This is a genomic window from Agromyces sp. MMS24-JH15, from assembly GCF_043518605.1.
GTDB lineage: Bacteria > Actinomycetota > Actinomycetes > Actinomycetales > Microbacteriaceae > Agromyces.
Genome location: NZ_CP171358.1, coordinates 653,358 through 680,143, shown reverse-complemented (window position 1 = coordinate 680,143; position 26,786 = coordinate 653,358). Strand labels below are relative to the sequence as shown.

Annotated in this window: 22 protein-coding genes and 1 pseudogene; 11 read left to right on the top strand and 12 right to left on the bottom strand. The window is 72.1% G+C overall.

What is annotated here, in order from left to right:
* The first annotated feature begins 51 nt into the window (after positions 1-51).
* Positions 52-1,809: a S8 family peptidase gene (locus ACDF64_RS03075; protein ID WP_394553344.1), complete on the top strand. Its 1,758-nt coding sequence runs from the start codon at positions 52-54 to the stop codon at positions 1,807-1,809.
* Positions 1,810-2,301: 492 nt separating this feature from the next.
* Here ACDF64_RS03075 and ACDF64_RS03070 read toward each other — a convergent pair whose 3' ends face one another.
* Positions 2,302-2,817: an NUDIX domain-containing protein gene (locus ACDF64_RS03070; protein ID WP_394553343.1), complete on the bottom strand. Its 516-nt coding sequence runs from the start codon at positions 2,815-2,817 to the stop codon at positions 2,302-2,304.
* Between the two features lie 95 nt (positions 2,818-2,912).
* The gene (purL, locus tag ACDF64_RS03065) at positions 2,913-5,246 is read right to left on the bottom strand and encodes a phosphoribosylformylglycinamidine synthase subunit PurL (protein ID WP_394553342.1); all 2,334 of its coding nucleotides are present in this window, start codon (positions 5,244-5,246) and stop codon (positions 2,913-2,915) included.
* A 153-nt stretch (positions 5,247-5,399) separates the two neighbouring features.
* Between purL and ACDF64_RS03060 the strand changes: the two genes are divergently transcribed.
* Positions 5,400-5,933 carry an adenine phosphoribosyltransferase gene (locus tag ACDF64_RS03060; protein WP_394553341.1) on the top strand — a complete coding sequence of 178 codons (534 nt, stop codon included), beginning with the start codon at positions 5,400-5,402 and terminating at the stop codon, positions 5,931-5,933.
* Between the two features lie 548 nt (positions 5,934-6,481).
* A complete protein-coding gene (locus ACDF64_RS03055) occupies positions 6,482-8,806 on the top strand; it encodes a fibronectin type III domain-containing protein (RefSeq protein WP_394553340.1) in 2,325 nt (774 codons plus the stop codon).
* Positions 8,807-9,135: 329 nt separating this feature from the next.
* Here ACDF64_RS03055 and ACDF64_RS03050 read toward each other — a convergent pair whose 3' ends face one another.
* Together ACDF64_RS03050 and ACDF64_RS03045 are read right to left on the bottom strand one after the other, a co-directional pair.
* Entirely contained in the window at positions 9,136-10,731 is a 1,596-nt protein-coding gene (locus ACDF64_RS03050; protein ID WP_394553339.1) for an AMP-binding protein, read from the bottom strand.
* Positions 10,732-10,815: 84 nt separating this feature from the next.
* Complete coding sequence (locus ACDF64_RS03045; protein ID WP_394553338.1) at positions 10,816-11,235, bottom strand: hypothetical protein; 420 nt, start codon at positions 11,233-11,235, stop codon at positions 10,816-10,818.
* Positions 11,236-11,375: 140 nt separating this feature from the next.
* Here ACDF64_RS03045 and ACDF64_RS03040 point away from each other — a divergent pair, with 140 nt between their 5' ends.
* From ACDF64_RS03040 to ACDF64_RS03030, 3 genes are all read left to right on the top strand, one after another.
* Entirely contained in the window at positions 11,376-11,879 is a 504-nt protein-coding gene (locus tag ACDF64_RS03040; RefSeq protein ID WP_394553337.1) for a Fur family transcriptional regulator, read from the top strand.
* A gap of 99 nt (positions 11,880-11,978) precedes the next feature.
* Positions 11,979-13,451 carry a catalase gene (locus ACDF64_RS03035; RefSeq protein WP_394553336.1) on the top strand — a complete coding sequence of 491 codons (1,473 nt, stop codon included), beginning with the start codon at positions 11,979-11,981 and terminating at the stop codon, positions 13,449-13,451.
* Between the two features lie 337 nt (positions 13,452-13,788).
* Positions 13,789-14,448, top strand: coding sequence for a hypothetical protein (locus ACDF64_RS03030; protein WP_394553335.1), 660 nt, complete (start codon positions 13,789-13,791; stop codon positions 14,446-14,448).
* Between the two features lie 67 nt (positions 14,449-14,515).
* Here the strand turns inward: ACDF64_RS03030 and purQ are convergent, their stop codons facing one another.
* Both purQ and purS read right to left on the bottom strand, forming a co-directional pair.
* On the bottom strand, positions 14,516-15,214 hold the full coding sequence (gene purQ / locus ACDF64_RS03025) for a phosphoribosylformylglycinamidine synthase subunit PurQ (RefSeq protein ID WP_394553334.1): 699 nt from the start codon (positions 15,212-15,214) through the stop codon (positions 14,516-14,518).
* A 107-nt stretch (positions 15,215-15,321) separates the two neighbouring features.
* Positions 15,322-15,555, bottom strand: a pseudogene (purS, locus tag ACDF64_RS03020) (phosphoribosylformylglycinamidine synthase subunit PurS); the annotation flags it as partial.
* Between the two features lie 194 nt (positions 15,556-15,749).
* Between purS and ACDF64_RS03015 the strand changes: the two are divergent.
* From ACDF64_RS03015 to ACDF64_RS03005, 3 genes are all read left to right on the top strand, one after another.
* Complete coding sequence (locus ACDF64_RS03015) at positions 15,750-16,349, top strand: PadR family transcriptional regulator (RefSeq protein ID WP_394553333.1); 600 nt, start codon at positions 15,750-15,752, stop codon at positions 16,347-16,349.
* A 132-nt stretch (positions 16,350-16,481) separates the two neighbouring features.
* On the top strand, positions 16,482-18,053 hold the full coding sequence (locus tag ACDF64_RS03010) for a DHA2 family efflux MFS transporter permease subunit (protein ID WP_394553332.1): 1,572 nt from the start codon (positions 16,482-16,484) through the stop codon (positions 18,051-18,053).
* 104 nt (positions 18,054-18,157) lie between these two features.
* Positions 18,158-18,769, top strand: coding sequence for a gamma carbonic anhydrase family protein (locus tag ACDF64_RS03005; protein ID WP_394553331.1), 612 nt, complete (start codon positions 18,158-18,160; stop codon positions 18,767-18,769).
* Between the two features lie 61 nt (positions 18,770-18,830).
* Here the strand turns inward: ACDF64_RS03005 and ACDF64_RS03000 are convergent, their stop codons facing one another.
* The 3 genes from ACDF64_RS03000 to ACDF64_RS02990 are packed head-to-tail and all read right to left on the bottom strand — an operon-like array spanning position 18,831 to position 21,933.
* Positions 18,831-20,090 carry a kynureninase gene (locus ACDF64_RS03000; RefSeq protein ID WP_394553330.1) on the bottom strand — a complete coding sequence of 420 codons (1,260 nt, stop codon included), beginning with the start codon at positions 20,088-20,090 and terminating at the stop codon, positions 18,831-18,833.
* Complete coding sequence (locus ACDF64_RS02995) at positions 20,087-21,076, bottom strand: hypothetical protein (protein ID WP_394553329.1); 990 nt, start codon at positions 21,074-21,076, stop codon at positions 20,087-20,089. The genes ACDF64_RS03000 and ACDF64_RS02995 overlap by 4 nt, the downstream gene beginning before the upstream one ends.
* Complete coding sequence (locus ACDF64_RS02990; RefSeq protein WP_394553328.1) at positions 21,073-21,933, bottom strand: tryptophan 2,3-dioxygenase; 861 nt, start codon at positions 21,931-21,933, stop codon at positions 21,073-21,075. Before ACDF64_RS02990 ends, ACDF64_RS02995 begins: the two co-directional genes overlap by 4 nt.
* Positions 21,934-22,161: 228 nt before the next feature.
* Here ACDF64_RS02990 and ACDF64_RS02985 point away from each other — a divergent pair, with 228 nt between their 5' ends.
* A complete protein-coding gene (locus tag ACDF64_RS02985) occupies positions 22,162-22,818 on the top strand; it encodes a TetR/AcrR family transcriptional regulator (protein WP_394553327.1) in 657 nt (218 codons plus the stop codon).
* Positions 22,819-22,876: 58 nt separating this feature from the next.
* On the opposite strand, the gene ACDF64_RS02980 is transcribed toward ACDF64_RS02985, so the two are convergent.
* The 3 genes from ACDF64_RS02980 to purD all read right to left on the bottom strand — a co-directional run bounded on the left by ACDF64_RS02980 (position 22,877) and on the right by purD (position 26,280).
* Positions 22,877-23,794 (bottom strand): VOC family protein, encoded by a 918-nt coding sequence (locus tag ACDF64_RS02980; protein ID WP_394553326.1) that lies wholly within the window; start codon positions 23,792-23,794, stop codon positions 22,877-22,879.
* A gap of 120 nt (positions 23,795-23,914) precedes the next feature.
* Positions 23,915-24,862 carry a phosphoribosylaminoimidazolesuccinocarboxamide synthase gene (locus tag ACDF64_RS02975; protein ID WP_394553325.1) on the bottom strand — a complete coding sequence of 316 codons (948 nt, stop codon included), beginning with the start codon at positions 24,860-24,862 and terminating at the stop codon, positions 23,915-23,917.
* 92 nt (positions 24,863-24,954) lie between these two features.
* Positions 24,955-26,280, bottom strand: a complete 1,326-nt coding sequence (gene purD / locus ACDF64_RS02970; protein ID WP_394553324.1) for a phosphoribosylamine--glycine ligase — start codon at positions 26,278-26,280, stop codon at positions 24,955-24,957.
* 136 nt (positions 26,281-26,416) lie between these two features.
* Between purD and ACDF64_RS02965 the strand changes: the two genes are divergently transcribed.
* The gene (locus tag ACDF64_RS02965; protein WP_394553323.1) at positions 26,417-26,785 is read left to right on the top strand and encodes a sterol carrier family protein; all 369 of its coding nucleotides are present in this window, start codon (positions 26,417-26,419) and stop codon (positions 26,783-26,785) included.
* The last annotated feature ends 1 nt before the right edge of the window (position 26,786 follow it).

Genomic DNA, 26,786 nt, shown 5'->3' with positions numbered 1-26,786 from the left:
GGGCGCTGTCCGTCTGGACGACGTGATCCGTCAACAGAGATGGGAATCCGAATGAGGAGAGCAAGCACGATCGCTGCGATCTCCGCAGCAGCACTGGCACTCACGGCCCTCGCGGCCGCACCCGCCGGAGCCACGACCGCCACCGGGGACGGCGAACGCCAGTTCGTCGTCCTCTTCGCCGAGGGCACCTCGGCCTCCGCCCAGCAGGCCGCGGTCGCCGCGGCCGGCGGCACCGTGGTCACGAGCAACGCCGACGTGGGCGTCGCGACCGTGACCACCTCGAACGCCGACTTCGCCGCCGATGCCGCCGGCCAGGCCGTGATCGAGGGCACCGCGCAGAACCGCGTCATCGCCGACGTGCCGGACGCGCATCGGGTGAACGGCGAGGCGGAGAAGCAGGATGCCGCCGAGCAGGACGTCAAGGCCGCCGGCGGTGCCGCAGGCGCGGCCGCCGCGAAGTCCAGCGGAAAGGCGCAGGGGCCCAAGGGCGACCCGCTCTCCTCGCAGCAGTGGGACATGGCCGCGATCGGCGCGACCGCCGACGGCTCGTACAAGGTCGAGCAGGGCAAGGGCGTCGTCGTCGGCATCATCGACACCGGCGTCGACGGCACGCACCCCGACATCGCACCGAACTTCGACGCCGCGCGCAGCCGCAACTTCACGGTCGACATCCCGGTCGACGCGAACGGCGACGAGGTCGACGGTCCCTGCGAGGACGAGCCCGACCAGTCCTGCCAGGACCCGGCGAACGTCGACGAGGACGGACACGGCACGCACGTGGCATCCACGATCGCGGCGCCGCTGAACGGCATCGGCATCGCGGGCGTCGCGCCCAAGGCGACCATCGTGAACCTCCGCGCCGGCCAGGACTCGGGGTACTTCTTCCTCCAGCCCTCGATCGACGCGCTCACCTACGCCGGGAGGATCGGCGTCGACGTCGTGAACATGAGCTACTACGTCGACCCGTGGCTGTTCAACTGCACGTCCCACCCGGCCGACTCGCCCGAGGACCAGCAGGAGCAGCAGACGATCATCACCGCGATGCAGCGAGCGCTCGACTTCGCGCGCGTGCGCGGCGTGACGCTGGTGTCCGCGGCCGGAAACGGGGCCACCGACTACACGAAGGTGATCAGCGACGTCTCCAGCCCGGACTTCGCGGATGTCCCGGGTGAGGAGATCGAGCGCACGCGCGACCTGCTCGACCCGGCGTCGTGCACCTCGATGCCCTCCGAGGGCAACGGCGTGATCTCGGTGTCGAGCACCGGCATCTCGTCGCGCAAGGCGTACTACTCCGACTACGGCAACGGGTACGTCGACGTGGCCGCCCCCGGCGGCGACGCCTACGACACCGCGGGGAACACGCGCGACCTGACCAAGACGATCCTCGCCGCGTACCCGAAGGCGCTCGCCGAGGCGAACGGCGAGATCGACGAGAACGGCGAGCCGACGGTCTCGAACGTCGTGAAGAGCTGCGACGCCTCCGGCAAGACCTGCGGGTACTACCAGTACCTGCAGGGCACGTCGATGGCGTCGCCGCACGCCGCGGGCGTCGCAGCGCTCATCGTCGCGAAGTACGGCGTGAAGGACGTCTTCCGCGGCGGGCTCTACCTGCCGCCGGCCCTCACGCAGGCGCGCCTCGAGCAGTCCGCGGTCGACACCGCGTGCCCGGTGCCGCCGGCGTACACGTACACGCGCATCACGCCGGCGGGCGCGACGCTCACGGCCACGCACACCTGCGAGGGCACGAAGGCGTCGAACGGGTTCTACGGCAAGGGCATCGTGAACGCGCTGAAGGCGGTCGGGAAGTAACCGCCGCCCGGTGATCGAGGAGGCCGCGGAGCGGCCGTCCACTCCGGTGGTCGAGTAGGCCGCGGAGCAGCCGTCCACTCCGGTGGTCGAGTAGGCCGCGGAGCAGCCGTATCGAGACCAGGTCGACTTGATCTCGATACGCGTCGCCTCCGGCGGCGCTACTCGATCACCGGGAGGGTCGCCTCCCACTCCGGTGGTCGAGTAGGCCGCGGAGCGGCCGTCCACTCCGGTGGTCGCCTCCGGCGGCGCTACTCGATCACCGGGATGCCCGCCTCCCACTCCGGTGGTCGAGTAGGCCGCGGAGCAGCCGTATCGAGACCAGGTCGCCGCGATCTCGATACGCGTCGCCTCCGGCGGCGCTACTCGATCACCGGGATGGTCGCCTTCCACTCCGGTGGTCGCCTCCGGTGGCGGTACTCGATCACCGGGGTGGCCGCCTCCCACTCCGGTGGTCGAGTAGGCCGCGGAGCAGCCGTATCGAGACCGGGCCCCTCAGAACCCGAAGTCCGTGATGACGGGCAGGCTGCCCGCGCGGAACAGCTCGAGCACGTGCCGCTCGTGGTGCACGGTCCGCTCGGGCAACTCGGTGAGGTCGAACCACGCGAGCGCGTCGGCCGTGCCGTCCGCCGGTCGCGGCTCGCCCGCCCACCCCGTCGCCTGGAAGTAGAAGTCCACGCGCTGCTCGGCGGGCCGTTGTGCGCCGTCGGGCGCGGTCGGTCCCCGCCGGTGCACCGTCGTGAGCGGCCGAAGCCGCTCGACCACGACGCCGAGCTCTTCGGCGGTCTCGCGCACCGCAGCCTCGTACGCGGTCTCGCCCGGCTCGACATGCCCCGCGGCCGACGCCGCCCACCAGCCGTCGTAATAGTCGGTGGCGCTCCGGCGCTGCAGGAGCACGCGGTCGCCGTCGGCGCCGTGCTCGATCAGGAACACGTGCGCCGCCGGGATCAGCGCGAACCCGCCGTGTCGTGCCGCATACGCGTCGGAATAGGACTCGCGCTCGTCGCTCACGTGCTCAGTCTCGCCCCATTTCAGGAAGAGAGCCCCCATGAGCGCCATACGGGCTCATGAGGGCTCTCTTCCTGAATTGGGGAACGAGGGGCGGGTCAGTACCCGACGATCGGGCCGAACGCGTCGGCGAGCGGGGCGCGGTTCACGCCGCGGAGCTCGTCGATCGAGACGGTGAACGCACCCTGCACCTCGAGCGCCTCGGACGAGGCATCCGTCACGCCGATCCGGCGCACCGGGATGCCCCGGCCGTCGCACAGCCCGCGGAACTTCACGTCGTCCTCGCGGGGCACCGACACGATCACGCGGCCGGCCGACTCGCTGAACAGCGCGGTCGCGAGGTCGACGCCCGCGTCCTGCGCGACCTCGTCGAGGAACACGCGCGCGCCGACGCCGAAGCGCGAGACCGCCTCGGCGAGCGCGATCGCGAGGCCGCCGTCGCTGAGGTCGTGTGCGGCGTCGACGAGGCCCTCGAGCGCGGCCGCGCGCAGCAGCTCGGCGAGCGACTGCTCGTGCGCGAGGTCGACGACCGGCGGGCGTCCGCCGAGGTGGCCGTGCACGACGCCGGCCCACGCCGAGCCGTCGAGCTCCGCGCGGGTGTCGCCGAGCAGGTAGATGTTGTGGCCGTCGTCCTGCCAGCCGCTCGGGATGCGCCGGGCGACGTCGTCGATCACGCCGAGCACGGCGATCACGGGCGTCGGGTGGATCGGCACGTCGCCGGTCTGGTTGTAGAACGAGACGTTGCCGCCCGTCACGGGGATGCCCAGCTCGAGGCATCCATCGCTCAGGCCTTCGACGGTCTCGGAGAACTGCCACATGACCTCGGGGTTCTCCGGCGACCCGAAGTTCAGGCAGTCGCTGACGCCGACGGGCACGGCGCCCGTCACGGCGACGTTGCGGTACGCCTCGGCGAGGGCGAGCTTCGCGCCCTCGCGCGGGTCGAGGTAGGAGTAGCGGCCGTTCGCGTCGGTCGCGACCGAGACGCCCAGGCCGGATTCCTCGTCGACGCGGATCATGCCCGCGTCGTCGGGGTACGAAAGGGCGGTGTTGCCGAGCACGTATTTGTCGTACTGGTTGGTGACCCAGGCGGCATCGGCCTGGTTCGCCGAGCCGACGAGCTGCAGGAACTGCGCGCGGATCTCGTCGGGCGTGGCCGGGCGGTCGAGCTTCGCGGCGGTGTCCTCCTGGAGCGCGTCGATCCAGGTCGGGTACGCGACGGGCCGCTCGTAGACCGGGCCGTCGACCGCGACCGTGCGGGGGTCGACGTTCACGATCTCCTGGCCGTGCCACATGATCGAGAGGCGGCCGGTGTCGGTGACCTCGCCGAGCACGCTGGTCTCGACATCCCACTTCTTCACGACCTCGAGGAAGCCGTCGAGCTTCTCGGGCTTCACGATCGCCATCATGCGCTCCTGGCTCTCGCTCATGAGGATCTCCTCAGGCGTGAGCGTGGGGTCGCGCAGCAGCACGTCGTCGAGCACGATCGCCATGCCGCCGTCGCCGTTGGAGGCGAGCTCGGAGGTCGCGCACGAGATGCCGGCGGCGCCGAGGTCCTGGATGCCCTCGACGAGGTCCTGCTGGAACAGCTCGAGGCAGCACTCGATGAGGACCTTCTCGGCGAACGGGTCGCCGACCTGCACCGCGGGGCGCTTGGCCGGGCCGCCCTCGGCGAACGTGTCGGACGCGAGGATCGACGCGCCGCCGATGCCGTCGCCGCCGGTGCGGGCGCCGAAGAGCACGACCTTGTTGCCCTGGCCCTTGGCGTTCGCGAGGTGCAGGTCCTCGTGGCGGAGCACGCCGACCGCGAGCGCGTTCACGAGCGGGTTGGCCTGGTACACCGGATCGAACCAGGTCTCGCCGCCGATGTTCGGCAGGCCGAGGCAGTTGCCGTAGAAGCTGATGCCGGCGACCACGCCGTGCACGACGCGCGCGGTGTCGGGGTGGTCGATGGCGCCGAAGCGGAGGGCGTCCATGACGGCGACCGGGCGGGCGCCCATGGAGATGATGTCGCGCACGATTCCGCCCACGCCGGTCGCGGCGCCCTGGAACGGCTCGATGTAGGAGGGGTGGTTGTGCGACTCGATCTTGAAGGTGACGGCCCAGCCCTCGCCGATGTCGAGCACGCCCGCGTTCTCGCCCATGCCGACCATGAGGTTCTTCTTCATGTCGGGCGTGACCTTCTTGCCGAACTGGCGGAGGTACACCTTGGACGACTTGTAGGAGCAGTGCTCGCTCCACATGACCGAGTACATCGCGAGCTCGGCGCTCGTCGGGCGGCGGCCGAGGATGTTCCGGATCCGCTCGTACTCGTCGGGCTTCAGGCCCAGTGCGGCGTACGGCTGCTCCTTCTCGGGCGTGGCGGCGGCGACCTCGACGGTGTCGAGGATCTGCCCGCTGGGCGCAGCGGTCGTGGCGGTGGTTTCGGTGGTCACGAGGGCGAGCTCCAGAAGATGGCGCGAGCGGATGCCGCGAGCGGATGCCTGACCCCACGAGTCTACCCGTCGCGCTCGCGCGAGCCGTTCGCCCGGCGCCCGGGCCCGACGGAACTCGCCGAGCGCCGACGGGTGCGGCGGTACCCTTGCCCGGTGAACGAGTCAGACGCCCGCGCGATCGTCGAACGGCGGATCGCGACCATCCCCGACTTCCCCGAGCCGGGCATCGTCTTCCGCGACCTGACGCCGGTGTTCGCCGACGGGCCCGCGTTCCACACACTCGCCGAGGCGATGACCGAGCCGTTCGCGGGCCGGTTCGACGTGCTGGCGGGCGTCGAGGCGCGCGGGTTCCTGCTCGCCGCGGCCGCCTCGGTGCTCTGCGGCGCGGGCGTGCTGCCCGTGCGCAAGGCGGGCAAGCTCCCGCGGAAGGTGCTCCGCGAGGAGTACGCGCTCGAGTACGGCACCGCCGCCCTCGAGGTGCACGAGGGGGAGATCCCGCCCGGGTCCCGCGTGCTCATCGTCGACGACGTGCTCGCCACGGGCGGCACGGTCGGTGCCGCGGCGCGCCTGGTCGAGCGGGCCGGATGGCACGTCGCCGGGATCGCCGTCGCCGTCGAGCTCGAGGGCCTGGGCGGCCGGGCCGCGCTCGACGACCGCTACGAGGTCTTCAGCCTGCTGCAGTACTGAGGGTTCTGGTGGGTCCGGTGGACAAGGAGCACCCGCCGGGCGTCGGACCCCCGGTGGTCGAGTAGCGCCCGACGAAGTCGGACTTCCCCGGTGGTCGAGGAGCGCCCGACGGAGTCGGACTTCCCCGGTGGTCGAGGAGCGCCCGACGAAGTCGGACTTCCCCGGTGGTCGAGGAGCGCCCGACGGAGTCGGACTTCCCCGGTGGTCGAGTAGCGCCCGACGGAGTCGGACTTCCCCGGTGGTCGAGTAGCGCCCGACGGAGTCGGACGCGTATCGAGACCACGGCACCCTGCCTCGGGTCCCTTGGTCTCGATACGCGTCGTCGCTTCGCGCCGGCGCTACTCGACCACCGGGTGGGGGCGTCGCTTCGCGCTGGCGCTACTCGACCACCGAGGCGTTCCCTGAGTGCGGGCCTATTCACACTCAGTCAATACGCATGCAGCACTCAGTGAACTTTCCCACCGCATTCAGGGTTTTTTCATTGCGTCTACAGCATCGAAGACGCTGCCGGCGCTCTTCGGCGGTGCATCCGCTAGGAGATGATTCACATGAGGAACCGGCTGGCCGTCCGCAGGGCGGGGCTGGGGATGGTCTCGACGTTCGTCGCGCTGGGCATGGTGCTCGGCGGCGCAGCGGTCGGGGCATCCGCTGACGACCTGAATCTGGATGCGCCGTCGGGCGCGACCGAGAACGAGGCGCCGCCGGTAGAGGATCTGCCGCCGACCGACGAGTTGCCGCCGGCCGAGGAAGCGCCGGTCGAAGCGGATGCGTCGACCGAGGCCGCCACCGGCGATGCAGGGGCGAGCACGTCCGCGATCGCTGGACTCAAGCAGGCCGCGTCATCCTCGACGGCCCCGTCGGCGCGGCTGGCGGAGCTCCCGGCGGAGCCGACCATGACCGTCGAGCAGCCGGCAGTCGGCAGGATCCGCGTCTCGTGGTCGGAGTACCCCGGGGCGACGACGAACCTGATCTGGGGGCCGACTGGCGGCATCCAGGTGAGTCGGGGTTCGCAGTCGATCGACATCGCGATTCCGCCGGACCTCTGGGGTGTCGGCACCATGATCTCCGTCCAGTACTACAGCGATACCGCATTCCTCCTGAGCGCGCGGCAAGTGGTCAGGCTGCAGGCACTCACGCCATCCGCGACCAGCCCGACCCCGACCTCGGTCGATGTGACCTGGCCGGCGGTCGACGGCGCGACCGGCTACACGGTGAGCTACCGGAAGGCCGGGACGGCGGATTGGAGTGGCGTCGACGTCGCTGCCGACGTCACCGCGAAGACGCTCACCGGCCTTCAGCCGAACACCGGCTACGAGGTCAAGGTAACGGCGACCCGGTCGGCCGACGAGGGCACGAGCACGACGATCGCGGTGACCACCGGCTCCCCCGAGCCGCTCACGGTGTCGGCGTCCGGCGTGACGGCGTCGGCCTTCGGCATCACGTGGACGAGACCGACGCTGCCGCTGCCGCCCAACCGCAGTTCTGTCGAATGGCTCATCGGGATCGACGGCCAGCATGTTCAGGCGATCGCCGTGGAGTACGACCCGACGGCTGCCGGCCCCTTCGCCGGCTACGCGCCCGGATCGACCCACACCGTCACGGTCGCGCTGGTCGCACGGCTGAATGGAGCGCCGCAACAGACGACGCTCGCTTCGGGCACCATGACCGTCACGCTGCCGATCCCGATCCAGGTCGCCGGTGTCCAGACCGCCAAGACCGAGGTGACGCTGAGCTTGTCCGGTGCGATGGACACCGCGCTCGACGTCTACCGCGACGACGTCCGGATCGGGTCCACCACGGTCGGCGCGGCGACGTACGTCGATTCCGCCGCGATCGCGGGAAGCCATCGGTACCAGCTGAAGGACGGCCATGGGAACCCGCGCTCCAACGCCGCGACGGTCGTCGTGAACGGGCCCATCCGGTTGACGGCCGACCAGGTCGGCACGACGACGGCCGAGATCGGCTACTCGCTCGATTCGATCGCGGGAGTCACCAAGATCCTCTGGCAGGTGGGCACCGGGAACCCGGTCGAGATCACGCCGGTCGCGCAGCACGGGTCGTTCACGGTTTCGGGCCTGACTCCCGGCTCGACGAACTCCCTCGCAGTCAAGGCGTACAACGGGAAGAATCGCGTCGCGATCGGGAACCTCGACGTGGTGGCCAAGCCGGTGGCGGAGCCGATCGAGGTTGACGCCACCAGTTTCGACGCGACCACGATCGATCTTGCCTGGAACCCCGTCGGCGATACCGAGTACGTGGTGAAGTGGGCAGTCGCGGGTTCGGGCGAGTGGGCCTCAGCGCCGGCAGCAGGGGTCGGGCACCACACGATCACCGGCCTGCTTCCGGCGCACGCGTACACCATCAGGGTGACCGGCGGCGGCGCCGATTCGGGTGAGTTCACCGTCACGACCCTGCGGAGCATCACGACCGACCTGATCGGCGTGACGCTCGACACGGCGACGATCGCCTGGGATCCGGACGCCGATGCCGACAGGTATGTCGTGCATTGGTGGAAGCCCGGCGGGCACTGGACCCAGGAGGTGTCGGCCTCGGAGGGAACCGCCTTCGTGATCCGAGGCCTCGACGCGGATACCGACTACGAGTTCGGCGTCGTCGCCTACACCGGCAAGGTGGCGATCGGCGTCGCACCGGCCGACTCGTTCCGCACCAACGCAGCCCCCGTGGTGCCTGCCGCGCCGCTGGCGATCACCGGTGCACCGCTGGCGAAGACGCGTTCGCCCCTCGCGAAGACCGGCACGGATGATCCCACCGGGCTGATCATCGCGGCGGTCGGGCTGCTCGCGGCCGGCGCGCTCGCCGCTGCCGCGGCATCCGTTCGCCCCACTCGGACGCGGGCGCGGGCGCGCCGCTGACTCCTCCGGTGGTCGAGTAGCGCCCGACGGAGTCGGACTTCCCCGGTGGTCGAGTAGCGCCCGACGGAGTCGGACTTCCCCGGTGGTCGAGTAGCGCCCGACGGAGTCGGACGCGTATCGAGACCACGGCACCCAGCCTCGGGTCGCCGGGTCTTGATACGCGTCGCCGCTTCGCGCCGGCGCTCCTCGACCACCGATGGGGCAGCGCTTCGCGCCGGCGCTACTCGACCACCGATGGGGCAGCGCTTCGCGCCGGCGCTACTCGACCACCGAGTGGGGGCGTCGCTTCACGCCGGCGCTACTCGACCACCGGGGCGGTCGCGCCGGCGCTACACCGTCTGCGCCTCCCGCGCCCGCAGGTCCTTGCGCAGGATCTTCCCCGAGCTCGACTTCGGGATCGCGTCGACGAACTCGACCGCGCGCACCTTCTCGTGCGGCGCGACGTGCGCGGCGACGTGCGCCTGCACCTCCTCGGCCGAGATGGATGCCCCGGCCTGGGCGACCACGAACGCCTTCGGGATCTCCTGCCCATCGGCGTCCCGTACGCCGATGACGGCGGCATCCGCGATCGCCGGGTGTTCGAGCAGCACGGCCTCGAGCACGGCCGGGGCGACCTGGTAGCCCTTGTACTTGATGAGCTCCTTCAGCCGGTCGACGATGTGGAAGTGCCCGTCATGGTTGACGGTCGCGACGTCGCCCGTGTGGAGCCATCCGTCGCCGTCGATCATCGCGGCCGTCGCCTCGGGGTTGTTCAGGTAGCCCTGCATCACCTGGGGGCCGCGGATCAGCAGCTCGCCCGGCTCGCTCCAGCCGTCGGCGGGGGCCTCGAGGTCGGCTCCCGACTCGGGGTCGACGAGGCGAGCCTCGGTGTTCGCGAGGAGGAGCCCGACGCTCGAGCGGTCGATGTCGGTGCGGTCGACGGGGATCGCGTGCGTGACGGGGCTCGTCTCGGTCATGCCGTAGCCCTGGCAGACGAGGCATCCGAGCCGCTCGGCGACCGCCTCGGCGAGTGCGCCGTCCAGCGGCGCCGCTCCCGAGAAGACGACCTTCACGCTCGACAGGTCGTACTGGTCGACGATCGGGTGCTTCGCGAGCGCGACCGCGATCGGCGGCGCGATGAACACCCAGGTCGCCCGGTGCTCGCTGATCACGCGCAGGAACTCGACGAGGTCGAACTTCGGCATCGTGACGAGCGCGGCGCGGCGGAAGAGCGCGAAGTTCAGCAGCACGGTCATGCCGTAGATGTGGAAGAACGGCAGCACGGCGAGCACGCGGTCGCCCGTGTCCAGGGCGATGTTCGCAGAGGACTGGCACACGTTCGCGACCAGGTTGCGGTGCGTGAGCATGACGCCCTTCGGGCGCCCGGTGGTGCCCGACGAGTAGGGCAGGACGGCGAGGTGCGTGGCCGGGTCGAAGCTCACGTCGGGTGCAGGATGCCCCTCCCCGAGCAGCTGCGCGAGCGATGGATGCCCCGTGCCGGGCGCCGCGTCGAGCACGATGAGCTGCTCGGCGGGGATGCCGACGCGCTCGGCCGCGACCTCGGCGCCCGCGAGCAGCGGCGTGACGGTCACGAACCAGCGCGCACCGGAGTCGCGGAGCTGGTTCTCGATCTCGTCGGGCGTGTAGAGCGAGTTGATCGTCGTGACGGTCGCGCCCGAGCGGAGCAGGCCGTGGAACACGGTCGCGAACGCGGGCACGTTCGGGCAGAGCAGCGCGACGACGTCGCCCACGCCGACGTCGCGCGCGGCCATCGCGCCGGCGAACAGTTCCACGTGGGCGATGAGCCGGCGGTAGGTCGTGGTGGCGCCGGAGGCGCCGTCGATGAGCGCGATCTCGTCGAGCTGCCGCTCGTCGAGTCCGCCGAAGAGGAAGTCGTGGATCGGGAGGTCCGGGATCTCGACGTCGGGCAACGGGCTGTGGGCCATCTGATCTCCTTTGATCGGGCGTGCGCACCATCATGCGCGATCCCGCCCCGATCGGGAAACCGTCAGCTCACGTGCCTATGCCGCTCAGGTGCCCGTGCCGTCCTGTCCGGACGGGGCCTGGTCGCCGTCCTGGAACCGCGGGCCGTCGGGGCGCTGCCCGCCGCCGGGGAATCCGCCGTCGCCGGGGAAGTCGCCGTCGCCGGGGAACCCGCCCGGACCGAACTGCCCGGCCGGCGTGAGCGCGGTCGTCACCGCGGCGCCCGCCGCGAACCCGCCGGCGAAGATGAGGCCGCCCGCGAGCACGGCGCCGACCACGATCACCCACGTGCGGCGGTACCAGGGGCGGCGCGACCCCGCGGCGGGTGCGGCGGGGGAGCCGGGCGGCGGGACGTACCCGGGCGGCGGGACGTACGCGGCCTGGTACGGCTGGTACGGCTGGTACGGCTGGGCCTGCGGCGCCGCGTCCTGCGGCGGGGCCTGCTCGGGAAGCGGCGTCGTGGTCATGCCGGAAGGGTGGCATCCGGGCCTATGCGGGCACCCTCGGGACCCTATGCGCGCGCCCTGAATCGGTCCGTCGGGATGCCCGGAAACGTGACATCCTCGTTGTTTTGAATGAATCAAAACAACCTGCTAGGTTGATCCGCATGACCACGCCGGATGTCTCGCGCGAGCGCACCGCCGAGCGACTCCGCTCGGCGGGCCTCAAGGTGACGGCACCCCGCGTCGCCGTGCTCGAGGCGCTCACCGGCACCGGCCACCTCGACGCCGATGCCGTGCACACGCGCCTGCGCGACGAACTGCCCGGCACGTCGGTCCAGTCGGTCTACAACGTGCTCGGCGCGCTCGCCGAGGCGGGGCTCCTGCGGAAGATCGAACCCGCCGGCTCGCCCGCGCTCTACGAGAGCCGCACCGGCGACAACCACCACCACGTCGTCTGCACGCGCTGCCACGCGGTCGCCGACATCGACTGCGTCGTCGGCGAGCCCCCGTGCCTCGAGCCGGGCGACGCGAACGGCTTCGCCATCCACACCGCCGAGGTCACGTTCTGGGGCCTCTGCGCCGACTGCCGGCGGCAGCTCGACGCATCCGAACGGCTCGATTCACCCGACCCGCTCGGCGCATCCGCGCTTCCCGAGGCATCCGCCTGACCTGACCCGGTCCCGAATCCGGGACCACCCGAACGCCCGCCCCACCGGGGCGGTGATCGGCGTGCCCGCACGCCACCCCACCACGAAGGAAGAGGACGAATGACCGACTTCACGACGACGCAGACCGGCACCCCGGTCGCGAGCGACGCGCACTCCCTCACCGTCGGCGCCGACGGCGCCACCGTGCTCCACGACCGCTACCTCGTCGAGAAGCTCGCGCAGTTCAACCGCGAGCGCATCCCGGAGCGGATCGTCCACGCGAAGGGCGGCGGCGCGTTCGGCGAGTTCGTCATCACCGAGGATGTCTCGGCCTACACGCGTGCCGCGGTGTTCCAGCCCGGCGCGACGAGCGAGACCCTGCTGCGCTTCTCCTCGGTCGCCGGCGAGCTGGGTTCGCCCGACACGTGGCGCGACGTGCGCGGCTTCGCGCTGAAGTTCTACACGACCGAGGGCAACCTCGACATCGTCGGCAACAACACCCCGGTGTTCTTCATCCGCGATGCGATCAAGTTCCCCGACTTCATCCACTCGCAGAAGCGCCTGCCGGGCTCGGGCCTGCGCGACGCCGACATGCAGTGGGACTTCTGGACCCTCTCGCCCGAGTCGGCCCATCAGGTGACCTACCTGCTCGGCGATCGCGGCCTCCCGAAGTCGTGGCGCCACGTCAACGGCTACGGCTCGCACACCTACCAGTGGATCAACGCCGAGGGCGAGCGGTTCTGGGTGAAGTACCACTTCATCGCGCGCCAGGGCGTCGAGACGATCGAGGCCGACGAGGCCGCGGCGATCGCGGGCGCCGACGCCGACTTCTACCGTCGCGACCTGTACGAGGCGATCGAGCGCGGCGACTTCCCGACGTGGGACGTCAAGGTCCAGGTCATGCCGTACGACGAGGCGAAGACCTACCGCTTCAACCCGTTCGACCTCACGAAGGTCTGGCCGCACGCCGACTACCCGCTGATCCCGGTCGGCCACTTCACCCTGAACCGCAACCCGCAGAACCACTTCGCCGAGATCGAGCAGGCCGCCTTCTCGCCCGCGAACCAGGTGCCGGGCACCGACATCAGCCCCGACAAGATGCTGATGGCGCGCGTGTTCAGCTACCCCGACGCGCAGCGCTACCGGGTCGGCACGAACTACAACCAGCTCCCGGTGAACGCGCCGCACGCCGCGCCCGTCCACAACTACTCGCAGGACGGCGCGCAGCGCCACCACTTCAACGCGCCGACGACGCCGGTGTACGCGCCGAACAGCTTCGGCGGCCCGCACGCCGACCCGGCTCGCGCGGCCGAGGGCTCGTGGGAGCAGGACGGCGACCTCGTCCGCGCCGCCGCGACCCTGCACGCCGACGACAGCGACTTCGGCCAGGCCGGCACGCTGTACCGCGAGGTGTTCACGGCCGACGCGAAGGCCCGCTTCCTCGAGACCCTCGCGGGCCAGGCGGACGCGATCACGGTCGACGACATCCGCGAGCGGTTCTTCCAGTACTGGACGAGCGTCGACTCGGGTCTCGGCGCCTCGCTCCGCGCGGCGCACGCGGTCGCCGCGACCGACGACGAGGCCGCGGCCTAGTCCAGCCAGGGGCGTGGCGCGGGGCGTTGCCTCGCGCCTCGCCTCGCCTCGCCGTGCATCCTTCGCCGCGCGGACGCGAATGGTCGCTCTCGCTACCGGGGAGCGACTATTTGCGTCCGCGCGGGTGATGGCGCGGCGCGATGGCGCGGCGGGATGGCGCGGCGGGATGGCGCGGCGGGATGGCGCCGCGAGATTGCGCGGCGGGATGGCGCGGCGGGATGGCGCGCGGGATGGCGCGGCGGGATGGCGCCGCGGGATGGCGCCGCGACGCACGCGGGATGCGACTCCCCGGCGGGGCATCCCGAAACCGGCTGAGCCGGTGTTTAGCATGGCCGCGATGACTCTCATCGCAGGCTACGACCCCGACACTCTCCGCGAGCGCGTCGATCCCGACGCGGTCGCGGTGCGGCTCGCCGAGCTCGGGCAGCTCCGCAGCCGCGACGCGCTCTGCGAGCGGGCGTGGCTCTACAAGGTGACCGGCCGGACCGCCGAGGCGCTCGACCAGGCCAACCAGGCCCTGCGGCTCGCGCGGTTCACGGGGGAGCGGCGGGACATCCAGCGGCCGAGGATGCTCCGCGCCACCGTCCTGCAGGCGAACGGCGACCTCGACGCCGCGGCGGGCGAACTCTCCGCGTGCATCGAGGAGGCGCACGCGCACGACTGGTACCTGCTCGAGGCGATCGGACGCCAGCACCGCGGCAAGGTCCGGTTCGACCAGGGCGAGTTCTCGGAGGCGCTCGCCGACTTCGCGGCCGCGCTCGAACTCCGCACCGCGCACGGCGCGACCCCCGACCAGGTCGAGAGCACGCGCTTCGCGATGGAGGCGACGCTCGTGGCCGCGGAGCGCGCGGGGCTCGATGCCGCGAGCGACACGCGTCCCGTCGAGGCGCCGCGGGCCCCCGTCGCCCCGCCGTCGACCCGGCAGGGACCGGACTTCGCGCGGCGCGCGGAGGCGCCGCGGGCCGAGGCATCCGACGTCCCGACGCTCTGGGACTGAGCCAGGTCGGGGAGCGACGCGGCAGACGCGGCGGCCGCGCCGTGCGGCCTAAGCGCCGCCGTGCGGCCTACGCCTCGACGAGCGAGCGGCGGATGACGCTCGTGAAGAAGGTGAGCCCGTCGACGCCCGACCGCATGGCCGCGGCGGTGTCGGGACCGAACCCGGGCTCGACCGCGTGCTCGGGGTGCGGCATGAGGCCGACGACGTTGCCGCGCGCGTTCGAGATGCCCGCGATGTCGCGGAGCGACCCGTTCGGGTTCACGTCGACGTAGCGGAAGACCACGCGGCCCTCGCCCTCGAGGCGGTCGAGCGTCTCCTCGGACGCGATGAAGCCGCCCTCGCCGTTCTTCAGCGGGATGGTGATCTCCTGGCCGACCTCGTAGCCGTTGGTCCAGTCGGTCGACGCGTTCTCGATGCGGAGCACCTGGTCGCGGCAGATGAACGCGCCGTGGTCGTTGCGGATGAGCCCGCCCTCGAGCAGGTGCGCCTCGACCAGCATCTGGAAGCCGTTGCAGATGCCGAGCACGGGCAGGCCCTGGTTCGCGGCGTCGATGACCTCGGTCATGATCGGCGAGAGCGAGGCGATCGCGCCGCAGCGCAGGTAGTCGCCGTAGCTGAAGCCGCCCGGCAGGATGAGCGCGTCGACGCCCTCGAGGTCGTGCGAGCCGTGCCAGAGCGCGACCGGCTCGGCGCCCGCGAGGCGGACGGCGCGCTGCGCGTCGCGGTCGTCGAGCGAGCCGGGGAAGGTGATGACGCCGATGCGCATGGCGGGCCTCAGTGGGTCTCGCCCGCGGGGGCGTCGAAGCCCTCGTGCGCGGTCTCGCCGCTCGCGGCGGCGACCTCGGCGAGTTCGGCGTTCGACTGCTCGTAGTGGATCGCCACCACGTCCTCGATGACCGAGTTCGAGAGGATCTCGTCGGCGATCTGCTGGACCTCGGCCTTGAGCGCGTCGTCGATCGGTCCGTCGACCGTGATCTCGAAGCGCTTGCCGACGCGGACGCCGTTGATCCCGGACCTGCCGATACGGGCGAGGGCGCCGGCGACGGCCTTCCCCTGCGGGTCGAGCAGTTCGGCCTTGGGCATCACGTCGACGACGATCTTGGGCACCGTGGATCTCCGTCCGGTGTCGGAAGTTGTGGGAACTCCTCGATTCTATCCGCCGCGGCGGCCCGGCCTGCGCGTTCGCGAGGCGGACTTGCGGCGAGCATCGTTCCGTACGTAGTATTCCGAGCGGAATAATCGTTCCGATCCCCACGACGCCACGCGCCGGGCGCTCGCCCGGGCCGGACGAACGGACCCCCATGACCGCCCCGCAGTCGCTCACCCAGGTCGCGCTCGCCGCGCTCGCGGTGCTCGCCGAGGGCGAGATGCATCCGTACGAGATGTACCAACTCATGCTCGCGCGTCGCGAGGACCGCGTCGTCAAGGTCACCGCCGGCAGCCTCTACCGCGCCGTCGAGCGCCTCGAACAGGACGGCCTGATCACGACCGTCGGCGTCGAACGCTCGGGCAATCGGCCGGAGCGCACCGTGTACGCGATCACGGACGCGGGCCGCGAGGCGCTGCATGCCGGCATCGCCGATCTCATCCGCACCTACGAGAACGAGTACCCGCGCTTCCCGCTCGGCATCGGCGAGGCGCACAACCTCCCGCGCGAGGAGATCGTCGCCCTCCTCCAGGCGCGGCGTGCGTCGCTCGGCGAACTCCGCGCGTTCGTCGACGAGTCGCTCGGCCGGATCGCCGAGCGCGGCGTGCCCCGCCGGTACGTCCTCAACGTCCACTACTGGCAGGCCATGCTCGGCGCCGAGGACGCCTGGCTCGTCGCCCTGCTCGACGACCTCCGCGAGGGCCGCATCGACTGGCCGGACCCCGGCGAGCCCGGTGCCGGCCCTACCCACTGACGCGTCCCGACTCCACCGACCGCACCGACTCCCACCGACCCCACCGACTCCGACCGACCGGTCGCGACCCGCCGCGCGGGCCGTGCCGCATCCACCGATCCCCGCATCCCGCAGACCGAACGGACCTCGCCCATGCAGACCGAACGCAAGCCCTGGCCCGCCCTCTGGGCGCTGGTCATCGGCTTCTTCATGATCCTCGTCGACACGACCATCGTGTCGGTCGCGAACCCCGCCATCCTCGAGCACTTCGACGCCGGCATCACCGAGGTGCTCTGGGTGACGAGCGCGTACCTCCTCGCGTACGCGGTGCCGCTCCTGATCACCGGCCGGCTCGGCGACCGCTTCGGTCCGAAGCGCGTCTACCTCGTCGGCCTGTTCCTGTTCACCGCCGCATCGCTCGGCTGCGGACTGAGCGGCACCATCACCCTGCTGATCATCGCGCGCGTCGTGCAGGGCCTCGGCGCGGCGCTCATGACGCCGCAGACCATGGCCGTGATCACGCGCATCTTCCCGCCGACCCAGCGCGGGGCGGCGATGGGACTGTGGGGCGCGACCTCGGGCGTCGCGACGCTCATCGGCCCGATCCTCGGCGGCGTGCTCGTCGACACGCTCGGCTGGCAGTGGATCTTCATCGTCAACGTGCCCGTCGGCATCGTCGGCCTCATCCTCGCCTGGCGCCTGGTCCCAGACCTCGAGACGCATGCGCACCGGTTCGACTGGCTCGGCGTGGTGCTGAGCGGGGTCGGCATGTTCCTCCTCGTGTTCGGCATCCAGGAGGGCGAGACCTACGACTGGGGCACGATCACCGGGCCGATCACGGTGTGGGGCCTCATCATCACCGGCATCCTCGTGCTCGTCGCCTTCGTGGTCTGGCAGCGGTTCAACCCCGCCGAGCCGCTGCTGCCGCTCAGCCTGTTCCGCGACCGCAACTTCTCGCTCGCGAACATCGCGATCGCGTTCGTCGGGTTCGGCGTCGTCGCGATGTCGCTGCCGCTCACGTTCTACGCGCAGCTCGGACTCGGGCTCTCGCCGACGGTCGCGGCGCTCCTGCTCTCGCCCATGGCGGTCGTCACGGGCATCGCGTCGCCGCTCGCCGGGCGCCTCACCGACCGCGTCAACCCGAAGTGGATCGCGGCCACCGGCCTCGTGATCATCGCCGCGTCGCTCGGCACGATCGCGCTGCTCGTGAACCCGGACATCCCGGTCGCGTGGGTGCTGATCCCAGCCGCGTTCCTCGGTCTCGGCATGGGCGGCGTCTGGGCGCCGCTGGCCTCGACGGCGAACCGCAACCTGCCGCCGCAGCAGGCCGGAGCCGGGTCGGGCGTCTACAACATGACCCGCCAGGTGGGCTCGGTGCTCGGCAGTGCGGCCATCACGGCGCTGATCACCGCGCGGATCGCCGCCGAACTGCCCGGCATCGACGCGTCCGGCGCCGGCATGGCGCAGGCCGGCGCGGGCGCCATGCCCGACCAGGTGCTCGACGGCTTCGCGCGCGCCATGTCGCAGTCGGTGTGGCTCTCGGTCGCCGGATTCCTCGTCGCGGCGGTCGTCGCGCTCTGGTTCGCGCGGCCCAAGGTCACGGTCGCGTGGGGCGCGCCCGAGGTGCGAGCGGATGCCCCGGTCGCGGATGGCCGTGACCTGGATGCCCCGGAGCCCGGTTCCCCGGCCGCGGCCCAGCGCGCGAGAGCCGCCGCCGACGCCTGATCGAACAGGGGATGCCCCGCCGGCCGCCGCGCCGCCGGGGCATCCACCGCTCTCCCCGGAATCCGCCCTCGCCCCGACCGCGCCGCGCGGTCTACGCTCCACGCATGCGGTTCGAGCATCTCGGGGCCGGGCCCCGCATCCACCCGGACGCCGTCGTCGCGCCGACCGCCGTGGTCTCGGGCGACGTCTCGATCGGCGCGGGGAGCCAGGTGCTGCACGGCGCCGTGCTCTCCGCGGAGGGCGGCCCGATCGTCATCGGCGAGCACGTCATCGTCATGGAGAACGCGCTCGTCCGCGCGACGTCGGTGAATTCGGTGCACATCGGCGACCACACGCTCGTCGGCCCGATGGCGAGCGTGTCGGGCGCGACGATCGGCGACGAGGTGTTCCTCGCCACGGGCGTGCGCATCTTCAACGGCGCGGTGATCGGCGACCGCAGCGAGGTGCGCATCAACGCGATCGTGCACCTGCGCACGCGCCTGCCCGCCGGGACGACCGTGCCGATCGGCTGGGTCGCGGTCGGCGACCCGCTGAGCATCCTGCCGCCGCACGAGCACGAGGCGATCTGGGAGGCGCAGCGCGAGCTCGACTTCCCCGGCTACGTCTTCGGCGTCGACCGCGACACCCCGGACCTCATGGTCCAGCTCACCGAGCGGTACGCCCGAGGGCTCGCGCGGCACGCCGACGACAAGCGTCTCGACGGCCCCGACGCGTAGTCGGCACGGTCCCGACGAGGAGCTACCGCGACAGCACTGCGTCTGGCCGGCGCGACGCGCGTCAGCCCAGCCCGGCGCGTTCGGCGAGCACCTCGCGCAGGCACGTGCGCGTGGCATCCAACCCGCGGTGCACCTCCTCGAAGCTCGTCGAGAGCGGCGAGAGGCCGATGCGCAACCCGCCCGGGTCGCGATAGTCGGGGATCACGTCGCGCTGCCAGAGCCGCGCGGTCACCTCGCGCATCGCGTCGTGGTGCAGCGTGACGTGGCCGCCGCGCTCGTCCGGGTCGGCGGGCGACGCGAGGCGCACGCCGAGCGGCGCGAGCCATTCCTCGGCGAGCTCGATCGCGAACGTCGTGAGCGCGATCGACTTCGCGCGGATCGCGTCCATCCCGGCGTCCTCGATCATGTCGAGCGTCTCCTCCATCGGGAGCATCGCGAGAATCGGCGAGGTCCCGGACAGGAACCGGCGGATGCCCCGCACCGGGCGGTACGCGGGCCCCATCTCGAACTGGTCGTCGGTGCCGAACCAGCCCTGGATCGGCTGGCGCAGCACGTCGTGCAGGTCCTCCCGCACGTACGCGAAGGCGGGCGACCCCGGGCCGCCGTTCAGGTACTTGTACGTGCAGCCGACCGCGAGGTCGAAGCCCCACAGGTCCGCCCGCACGGGCACCGACCCGGCCGAGTGGCACAGGTCCCAGAGGATCAGCGCGCCCGCGTCGTGCGCGATGCGCGTGAGCTCGACGGCGTCGGCGAGGTAGGCGCTGCGGTACGCGACGTGCGAGACGACGACGAGCGCGGTGTCGGGCCCGGCGGCCGCGGCGAGCTGCTCCGACGTGACGCCGCCCGTCGGGTCGGTCCGGATCCAGCGCAGCCGCATCGAGCGCTCGGCCGCGATGCCCTCGAGCACGTACCGGTCGGTGGGGAAGTTGTCGGTGTCGACCACGATCTCGCGCCGGCGGGGGTCGCGTGCGAGCTGCGCGTCGACGGCCGCGCGCGCGAGCTTGTACAGCAGGACCGTCGTGGAGTCTCCGATGACGGTCTGCCCGGCCGTGGCCCCGATGACGGACCGGCCGATGCGGTCGCCGATCTCGGTCGGCAGCTGCAGCCACGCCTCGTCCCAGCCGCGGATCAGTCGCCCGCCCCAGTCGTGCGCCATGAAGCGCTGCATGCGCTCGATCGCGGAGACCGGCGGCCGGCCGAGCGAGTTCCCGTCGAAGTAGACGACGTCGCCGTCGGCGCCCTGGAACCGCTTCCGGTGGTGCGCGAGCCCGTCGGCACGGTCCATGCGTCGGGCGTAGGCGAGGCGTGCGTCGAGGGTCATGCGTCGAAGGGCTCCAGGTCCTCTGCGGCGAGCAGCACCGCCCGGGCGAGCCAGGCGGGCAGGTCGGCGTCCTCCTCGGGCGGCGGCCCGGGGACGAACGTCGCGACGCCGGGCACGCGGTCGGCCCGCGGCCACGGGTCGGCCAGCGCGTCGAGCAGCTCGGATGCCCCGAGGCCGGCCGCCTGCAGCGCGGCGAGCTCGCCCGCGTTCACGCCGAGCGGCTGGTCGCCGTTGCCGAGGTCGGTGCCGTAGAGGACCCGCCCGCCGGCGGCGTGGAACCGCGCGAGGTTGTCGAGCGCGCGGTCGTGGTCGGCGCTCGGAGTGCCGTGGCCCTGCACAAAGAGCGTGGAGATCCAGCGCCGGCCGCTCGCGACGGACTCGGCGATCAGGTCGTCGTCGACGCGCTCGGTGAACGGGACGTGCGCGAGCGCGTCCACGCCGGCCTCGGACGCGAGGCGGGTCATCCCCTCGCCCTCGACGTGCGCGACGACCGGCAGCCCGCGCGCGTGCGCCGCGTGGACGATCGCGTCGAGCGTCGACCGGTCGAAGACCGGCCCGGCGTCCGCGTTGAGGGCGACCTTGACGACGGATGCCCCGAACGCGTGCAGCTCGGACACCGCGACCTCCGCGGGGGCGGAGAGGTGCGCGCGGCGACCGGATGCCTCGGCCGGGATCTCGCGGATGCTGGACGCGGGCGCCCAGGGGCGATTCGTCGGGTACCCGCCGACCGCGGTGAGGAACTGCCCGGCGCCGTCCACGCGGGGGACGCGCTCCGCGCGCGTCTCGGCCAGCACTGCGAGCGGCGAACCGAGGTCGACGACCGCCGCGATCGGCGAGCCGGCGAGCGCGTCGACGCCGACCAGCATGAGGTGGACGTGGTGGTCGACGAACGGCGGCAGCATGGTGCCGACCTCGCCGGTGTGGTCGCCGTTCAGCGACCGTCTCGCGGGGACCGCGAGCGGGCCGAGGTCGGGGGCGCCGGTCATCCCGGCAGCTCCGTCCGGACCGCGAACAGCTCGGGGAAGAACGTGAGGTCGAGCGCGCGCTTGAGGAACGCGGACCCGCTCGAGCCGCCCGTTCCGCTCTTCGAGCCGATGATGCGACCGACCGTCCGCAGGTGGCGGAACCGCCAGAGCTGGAAGTCGTCCTCGAGGTCGACGAGCTCCTCGCACGTCTCGTAGGCCGCCCAGTGCGTGTCGGTGTCGGCGTAGATGCTCGCGAAGACCGGCACGAGCTCGGGCTCGAACACCCAGGCCGTCGTGACGTCGCGGTCGAGCACGTGCTGCGGGATCGGGTAGCCCGTGCGCGCCAGCAGGCGCAGGAACTCGTCGTAGAGGCTCGGTCGCTCGAGCGCCTCGCGCACGATCGCGGCGGCGGTCGGGTCGGCGTCGAACACCTGGAGCATGCCCGGATGCTTGTTGCCGAGCACGAACTCGACTGCGCGGTACTGGTACGACTGGAACCCGCTCGCGCTCCCGAGCACGCCGCGGAACTCGGCGTACTCGGACGGCGTCAGGGTCGCGAGCACCGACCACTGCTCGGTGAGGGTCTTCAGGATGTGCTTCACGCGGGCAAGCGACTTCAGGGCCGGCGCGAGTTCGTCGGCGGCCAGCAGGTCGCACGCGGCGCGGAGTTCGTGCAGCACGAGCTTCAGCCAGAGCTCGGTGGTCTGGTGCTGGATGATGAACAGCAGCTCGTCGTGGTGCACCGGGTCGGAGATCGGGCGCTGCGCCCGCAGCAGCGTGTCCAGGTCGAGGTAGCCGCCGTAGCTCATCCGGTCGGCGAAGTCCGTGACGACCGATGCCTCGATGTCCCGGGTGTTCCCCTGCACGCCCTCGCCCACGAACCCAGCCTAGAGCGCCGGTCGCGCGGTCGTGCGGTTCCGGCCTGCGGCGGCACTGCGAGTCGGCCGTCAGGCGGCGGACGCAGATCGGGTGCCCGTCCGGCCCCCACCGGACGAACACCCGATGCGTGCCCTGTTCCCCGATAGGGCACCCGCGTTCGTCTCAGGGAATCGGAACGCGTCATCCGTATCCTATCGTTCCCAGCGCGAAACGCTAGGCTTTCTTGGATGGGTTCGGCAACGTCCACGCGGCGCGATGCGCGGCGCAATCACGAACGACTCCTCGCGGAGGCGAAGAAGCTCTTCGCGGAGCGGGGCATCGACGCGCCCTTGGACGAGTTGGCCGCCCGCGCCGGCGTCGGCGCCGGCACCGTGTACCGTCACTTCCCGTCCCGCACCGACCTGCTGCGCGAGGTCTACGACGACGCCATCCGCATGTTCCACGACCTGGAGCCCGAGGTCGTGGGCGCGCCCACGGGCTGGGACGGCATCGTCCGCTACCTCACCCGCCTCGGCGAGTGGGTCGCCGAGACGCCGTACCTCTCCGCGCTGATGCGCCGGGTCGCGCAGGCCGATCCCGAGCACCGACCCGGCCTCGAGTTCGAGGCGACGCTCGAGTCCGTGCTGGATCGCGCGAAGTCCGAGGGCTCGCTGCGGACGGATGTCACGGTCGTCGACCTCGCGATGCTCGTCGACCTGCTCGGGGCCTTCGGCCAGTACGGCGCCGAGGCGATGCCGTTCTGGCGCCGCCAGCTCGCGATCGTCCTCGACGGGCTCCGCGCCCGCCCGGACCTCGAGCCGTTGCCCGGCCCCGGCCTCGCCTTCGGCGAGTTCCACGAGGTCGTGCACCGTCGCGGCACCGAGGGGGCTCCCGCCGCCGAGTGATCGGCGTGGGCGTCCCGCGAGGGCGTCCCGCGGCGGCGTTCCCGCGCGGCCGCCGCGCTCAGCCGGCCGCGCGCACCTCGACGAGGTTCGCCCACGGGTCGTCGAACGCCAGGCTCCGGCCGTCGTCGCGCGTCGCGACGTCGTAACGACGCATCCGCTCGCCGAGCTCGCCGAGGTCGTCGGCCGTCGGGACCACGATCTCGACCTTCCCGAGCCCGAGTGCGAGCCGCCGGCGCCCGGCCCCCGCGCTGCCCCACGTGTTCATGGCCATGTGGTGGTGGTAGCCGCCCGCGGAGACGAACAGCGCCTGCGGGCCGAACTCGGCGGTCGTCTCGAAGCCGAGCCGGCGCACGTAGAACTCGCGCGCGCTCCCGATGTCGCCGACCGACAGGTGCACGTGGCCGACCACCGCTTCGCCGAGCCCGACCCCGCCGGCCGCCGCGTTCGCGCCCTCCTCGGTGAGGTGCTCGCGGAGGTAGCCGTTCGGGTCGAGGAAGATCGCGGCCATCTCGACGCGTCCGTGCACCCAGCTCCACGTCGTGCGATCGCGGTCGAAGTAGAGCTCGACGCCGTTGCCCTCGGGGTCCGTGAAGTAGAAGGCCTCGCTCACGAGGTGGTCGGCGCTGCCCGTGAACGTGCCGGGGTACCGGCTCGCGACCGAGCGCAGCGCCGTCGCGAGCGCCGCGCGCGAGTCGAACAGGATCGCCGTGTGGTACAGCCCGGCGTCGCGCGGGGAGGCGTGCCGGAGCTCGGGCGCGTGCACGAGGACGACGACCGGCGTCGCGCCGCGGCCCAGCACCGCGACCGGGCCGTCGTGGCTGAGCAGCTCGAGCGTCACGCCGTCCCGGTAGTAGCGGATCATGCCGTCGAGGTCCGCCACGCGCAGCGTGACGGCGCCCATGCCGGTGTCGGCCGCCAGCAGGTCGTGCGCGGGCGTCGAGTCGGCGCGTCCGTGTGCCGTCAAATCAGTTGCCATGGCAAGTAAAACCGGTGCGCGACGTCCGGCATTCCCGCGACGCCCGATTCGAAGCAACCTGTGGCAGCCGAAGCAATCCACGGGATGCTTCGAATGCCGACGCGTGCTTCGAACGCGAACCTAGGCGCGGCCGGTCAGGCGCTCCAGCAGCTCGCGATAGCGCGCCGCGGTCTGCGCGACGATCTCGTGCGGCAGCGTCGGCGGGTACTCGACGTGGGCCTGGTCCCAGTTCGCCGCGAGCCAGTCGCGCACGATCTGCTTGTCGAAGCTCGCCATCCGCAGCGCGGGCGTCTCGGCGGTCGCGTACTGCTCCAGGTCCCAGTACCGGCTCGAGTCGCTCGTGAGCACCTCGTCGGCGAGCGTCACGATCCCGGTCTCCCGGTCGGCGCCGAACTCGAACTTCGTGTCCGCGAGGATCAGCCCGCGCGCCTCGGCGATCTCCGACGCGCGACGGAACACGTCGAGCGACAGTTCGCGCAGCTGCGCGGCGACCGTCTCGCCGACGAGCTCGACCGTGCGCTCGTACGAGATGTTCTCGTCGTGCTGGCCCGCCGGCGCCTTCCACGCGGGCGTGTAGATCGGCTCGGGCAGGCGGTCGCCGTTCTGCAGGCCGGGCGGCAGCGCGAGCCCGCCGACGGCGCCCGTCGCCACGTACTCCTGGTACCCGCTGCCCGTGAGGTAGCCGCGCACGACGCACTCGATCGGGAACATGTCGAGCGTGCGGCACAGGGTCGCGCGGTCGGCGACCTCGGCGGGTACCGGCGGCACGTCGAAGCGGTCGTCCTCGGCGTAGGCGAGGTGGTTCGGGATCGTCTGGAGCTGGCCGAACCACCAGCGCGTGAGCCCCGTGAGCATGGCGCCCTTGCCGGGGATCGCGGGCGTCAGCACCTGGTCGAACGCGCTCACGCGGTCGCTCGCGACCACGAGCACGACGGGCGCGCGGTCGAGCGGGCTGCTCGTCCACGAATCGTCGTCGACGGGCGTCGATTCGGGCACGTACAGGTCGCGCACCTTGCCGGAGTAGACGTGCATCCAGCCGTCGAGCGATCCGGCCTCGGTCGTGTTCATCTCGTTCGTCTTCCCTTCGGATGCGGTGCGGTGAGGCGGATGCCCCGTGCCCGGCGATCCCGTCGCGTCACGCCGACGGACCCCCGGCCCGATCAGCCGGCGACGCGCGCCGCGATGTCGGTGCGGTACTGGCCGCCCTCGAGGCGGATACGCTCGAGGCCCGCGTACGCCTGGCGGCGGGCCTCGGCGAAGTCGTGCCCGAGGGCCACCACGTTGAGCACGCGGCCGCCGGTCGCGGCGAGGTACGCCTCGTCGCCGGAGCCGGCGACCGCGGTCGCGGCGTGCACGAGCCGGACGCCCGGGACGGCCGCGGCCTCGGCGAGCCCGTCGAGTCGTCGGCCGGTGATCGGCGACTCCGGGTAGCCCTCGCTCGCGAGCACGACCGTGACCGCGGCGTCCGCCGAGAACTCGGGGCGCGGCGCGGCGGCGAGCCCGCCGGTCGCGGCCGCGAGCAGGAGGACGGACAGCGGCGTCCGCAGGCGCGGGAGCACGACCTGCGTCTCGGGGTCGCCGAACCGGGCGTTGAACTCGATGACGCGGATGCCCCGGCTGGTCAGGATGAGCCCGGCGTAGAGGAGGCCGACGAACGGCGTGCCCTCGGCCGCGAGCTGCCGCACGGTCGGGCGGGCGATGGTCTCGAGGACCTCGTCGACGAACGCGCGCTCGCTGCCGAAGGTGCCGCCGCGGCCGTCGACCGCGTCGGGCAGCCAGGGCAGCGGCGAGTAGGCGCCCATGCCGCCGGTGTTCGGGCCCTCGTCGCCGTCGCGCAGGCGCTTGAAGTCCTGCGCGGGGGACAGCGGCACGACGTCGGTGCCGTCGGAGAGGAAGAACAGCGAGACCTCCTGCCCGTCGAGGAACTCCTCGATGAGCACCGAGCCCTGCTGCAGGTAGAAGTCGGCGTGCTCGATCGCCGCGCCGCGGTCGCCCGTGACGAGCACGCCCTTGCCCGCGGCGAGGCCGTCCGCCTTCACCACGTAGGGCGCACCGAACTCGTCGAGCGTGCGGGCGACCTCGTCGGCCGTGGTCGCGCGCACCGCGCGACCGGTCGGGACGCCGGCTGCCTCCATGATCCGCTTCGCGAAGGCCTTCGAGCCCTCGAGCTGCGCGGCCGCGCGGTCGGGGCCGAACACGGGGATGCCGCGCGCACGCACCGCGTCGGCGACGCCCGCGACGAGCGGGGCCTCGGGGCCGATCACGACGAGGTCGACCTGGTTGTCGACGGCGAAGTCGCGGATCACCCGCCCGTCGGTCTGGTCCAGGCCGACGGTCGAGACCGTGCCGCGGGACGCCGACGTCGGCGACGACGCGATGCCGGCGTTGCCGGGGGCCGCGAGGATCTCATGCCCGGCCTCCTCGTCGAGGAGGCGGAGGATGATGGCGTGCTCGCGCGCGCCGGAGCCGATGACGAGGATTCGCACCGCTCAAGGCTACCTTCTGCGAACGCGCGGCCGTGCGGGCGCGGTGGTCCGCCGATCCGGCCGGCATCGGCGTTCGCGGGCCCGCGACCGCGGCCGGGGGGCCGGCGTCGGGCTCCCGACGCGCGAGGATGGAGGCATGGCGCGCACGAGGATCGACGACGGCGAGGGGCGGGCCGCCGTGGCGGCGTGGAACGCGGCCGAGGCGACCGGGGCATCCGTCGACCGGCCGACGCTCGCGCTCGCGGTGCGGTGGACGCTGCAGGTGCTCGCCGAGCGCGCGCCCGGCGGCACCGTCGAGGTGCGCGTGCCGCCGTTCGCGGCGGTGCAGTGCATCGAGGGGCCGCGGCACACGCGCGGCACGCCACCCAACGTGGTCGAGACGGATGCCGCGACCTGGCTCGCGCTCGCGACCGGGTCGCTGGCGTGGGACGAGGGCCGCGCGGGCGGCCGCGTCTCCGCCTCCGGGCAGCGGGCCGACCTCGACGGACTCCTGCCGGTCGTCTGAG

Coding starts and splice junctions, on each gene's coding strand:
- ACDF64_RS02975 (WP_394553325.1), bottom strand. CDS start 24,862: ATGAACACGACCGAGGCCGGATCGCTCGACGGCTGGATGCACGTCTAC.
- ACDF64_RS03075 (WP_394553344.1), top strand. CDS start 52: ATGAGGAGAGCAAGCACGATCGCTGCGATCTCCGCAGCAGCACTGGCA.
- ACDF64_RS03015 (WP_394553333.1), top strand. CDS start 15,750: ATGACCGCCCCGCAGTCGCTCACCCAGGTCGCGCTCGCCGCGCTCGCG.
- purQ (WP_394553334.1), bottom strand. CDS start 15,214: ATGCGCATCGGCGTCATCACCTTCCCCGGCTCGCTCGACGACCGCGAC.
- ACDF64_RS03000 (WP_394553330.1), bottom strand. CDS start 20,090: ATGACCCTCGACGCACGCCTCGCCTACGCCCGACGCATGGACCGTGCC.
- ACDF64_RS02995 (WP_394553329.1), bottom strand. CDS start 21,076: ATGACCGGCGCCCCCGACCTCGGCCCGCTCGCGGTCCCCGCGAGACGG.
- ACDF64_RS03005 (WP_394553331.1), top strand. CDS start 18,158: ATGCGGTTCGAGCATCTCGGGGCCGGGCCCCGCATCCACCCGGACGCC.
- ACDF64_RS02965 (WP_394553323.1), top strand. CDS start 26,417: ATGGCGCGCACGAGGATCGACGACGGCGAGGGGCGGGCCGCCGTGGCG.
- ACDF64_RS03045 (WP_394553338.1), bottom strand. CDS start 11,235: ATGACCACGACGCCGCTTCCCGAGCAGGCCCCGCCGCAGGACGCGGCG.
- ACDF64_RS03050 (WP_394553339.1), bottom strand. CDS start 10,731: ATGGCCCACAGCCCGTTGCCCGACGTCGAGATCCCGGACCTCCCGATC.
- ACDF64_RS03010 (WP_394553332.1), top strand. CDS start 16,482: ATGCAGACCGAACGCAAGCCCTGGCCCGCCCTCTGGGCGCTGGTCATC.
- ACDF64_RS03035 (WP_394553336.1), top strand. CDS start 11,979: ATGACCGACTTCACGACGACGCAGACCGGCACCCCGGTCGCGAGCGAC.
- ACDF64_RS03040 (WP_394553337.1), top strand. CDS start 11,376: ATGACCACGCCGGATGTCTCGCGCGAGCGCACCGCCGAGCGACTCCGC.
- ACDF64_RS02985 (WP_394553327.1), top strand. CDS start 22,162: ATGGGTTCGGCAACGTCCACGCGGCGCGATGCGCGGCGCAATCACGAA.
- ACDF64_RS03055 (WP_394553340.1), top strand. CDS start 6,482: ATGAGGAACCGGCTGGCCGTCCGCAGGGCGGGGCTGGGGATGGTCTCG.
- ACDF64_RS03030 (WP_394553335.1), top strand. CDS start 13,789: ATGACTCTCATCGCAGGCTACGACCCCGACACTCTCCGCGAGCGCGTC.
- ACDF64_RS02980 (WP_394553326.1), bottom strand. CDS start 23,794: ATGGCAACTGATTTGACGGCACACGGACGCGCCGACTCGACGCCCGCG.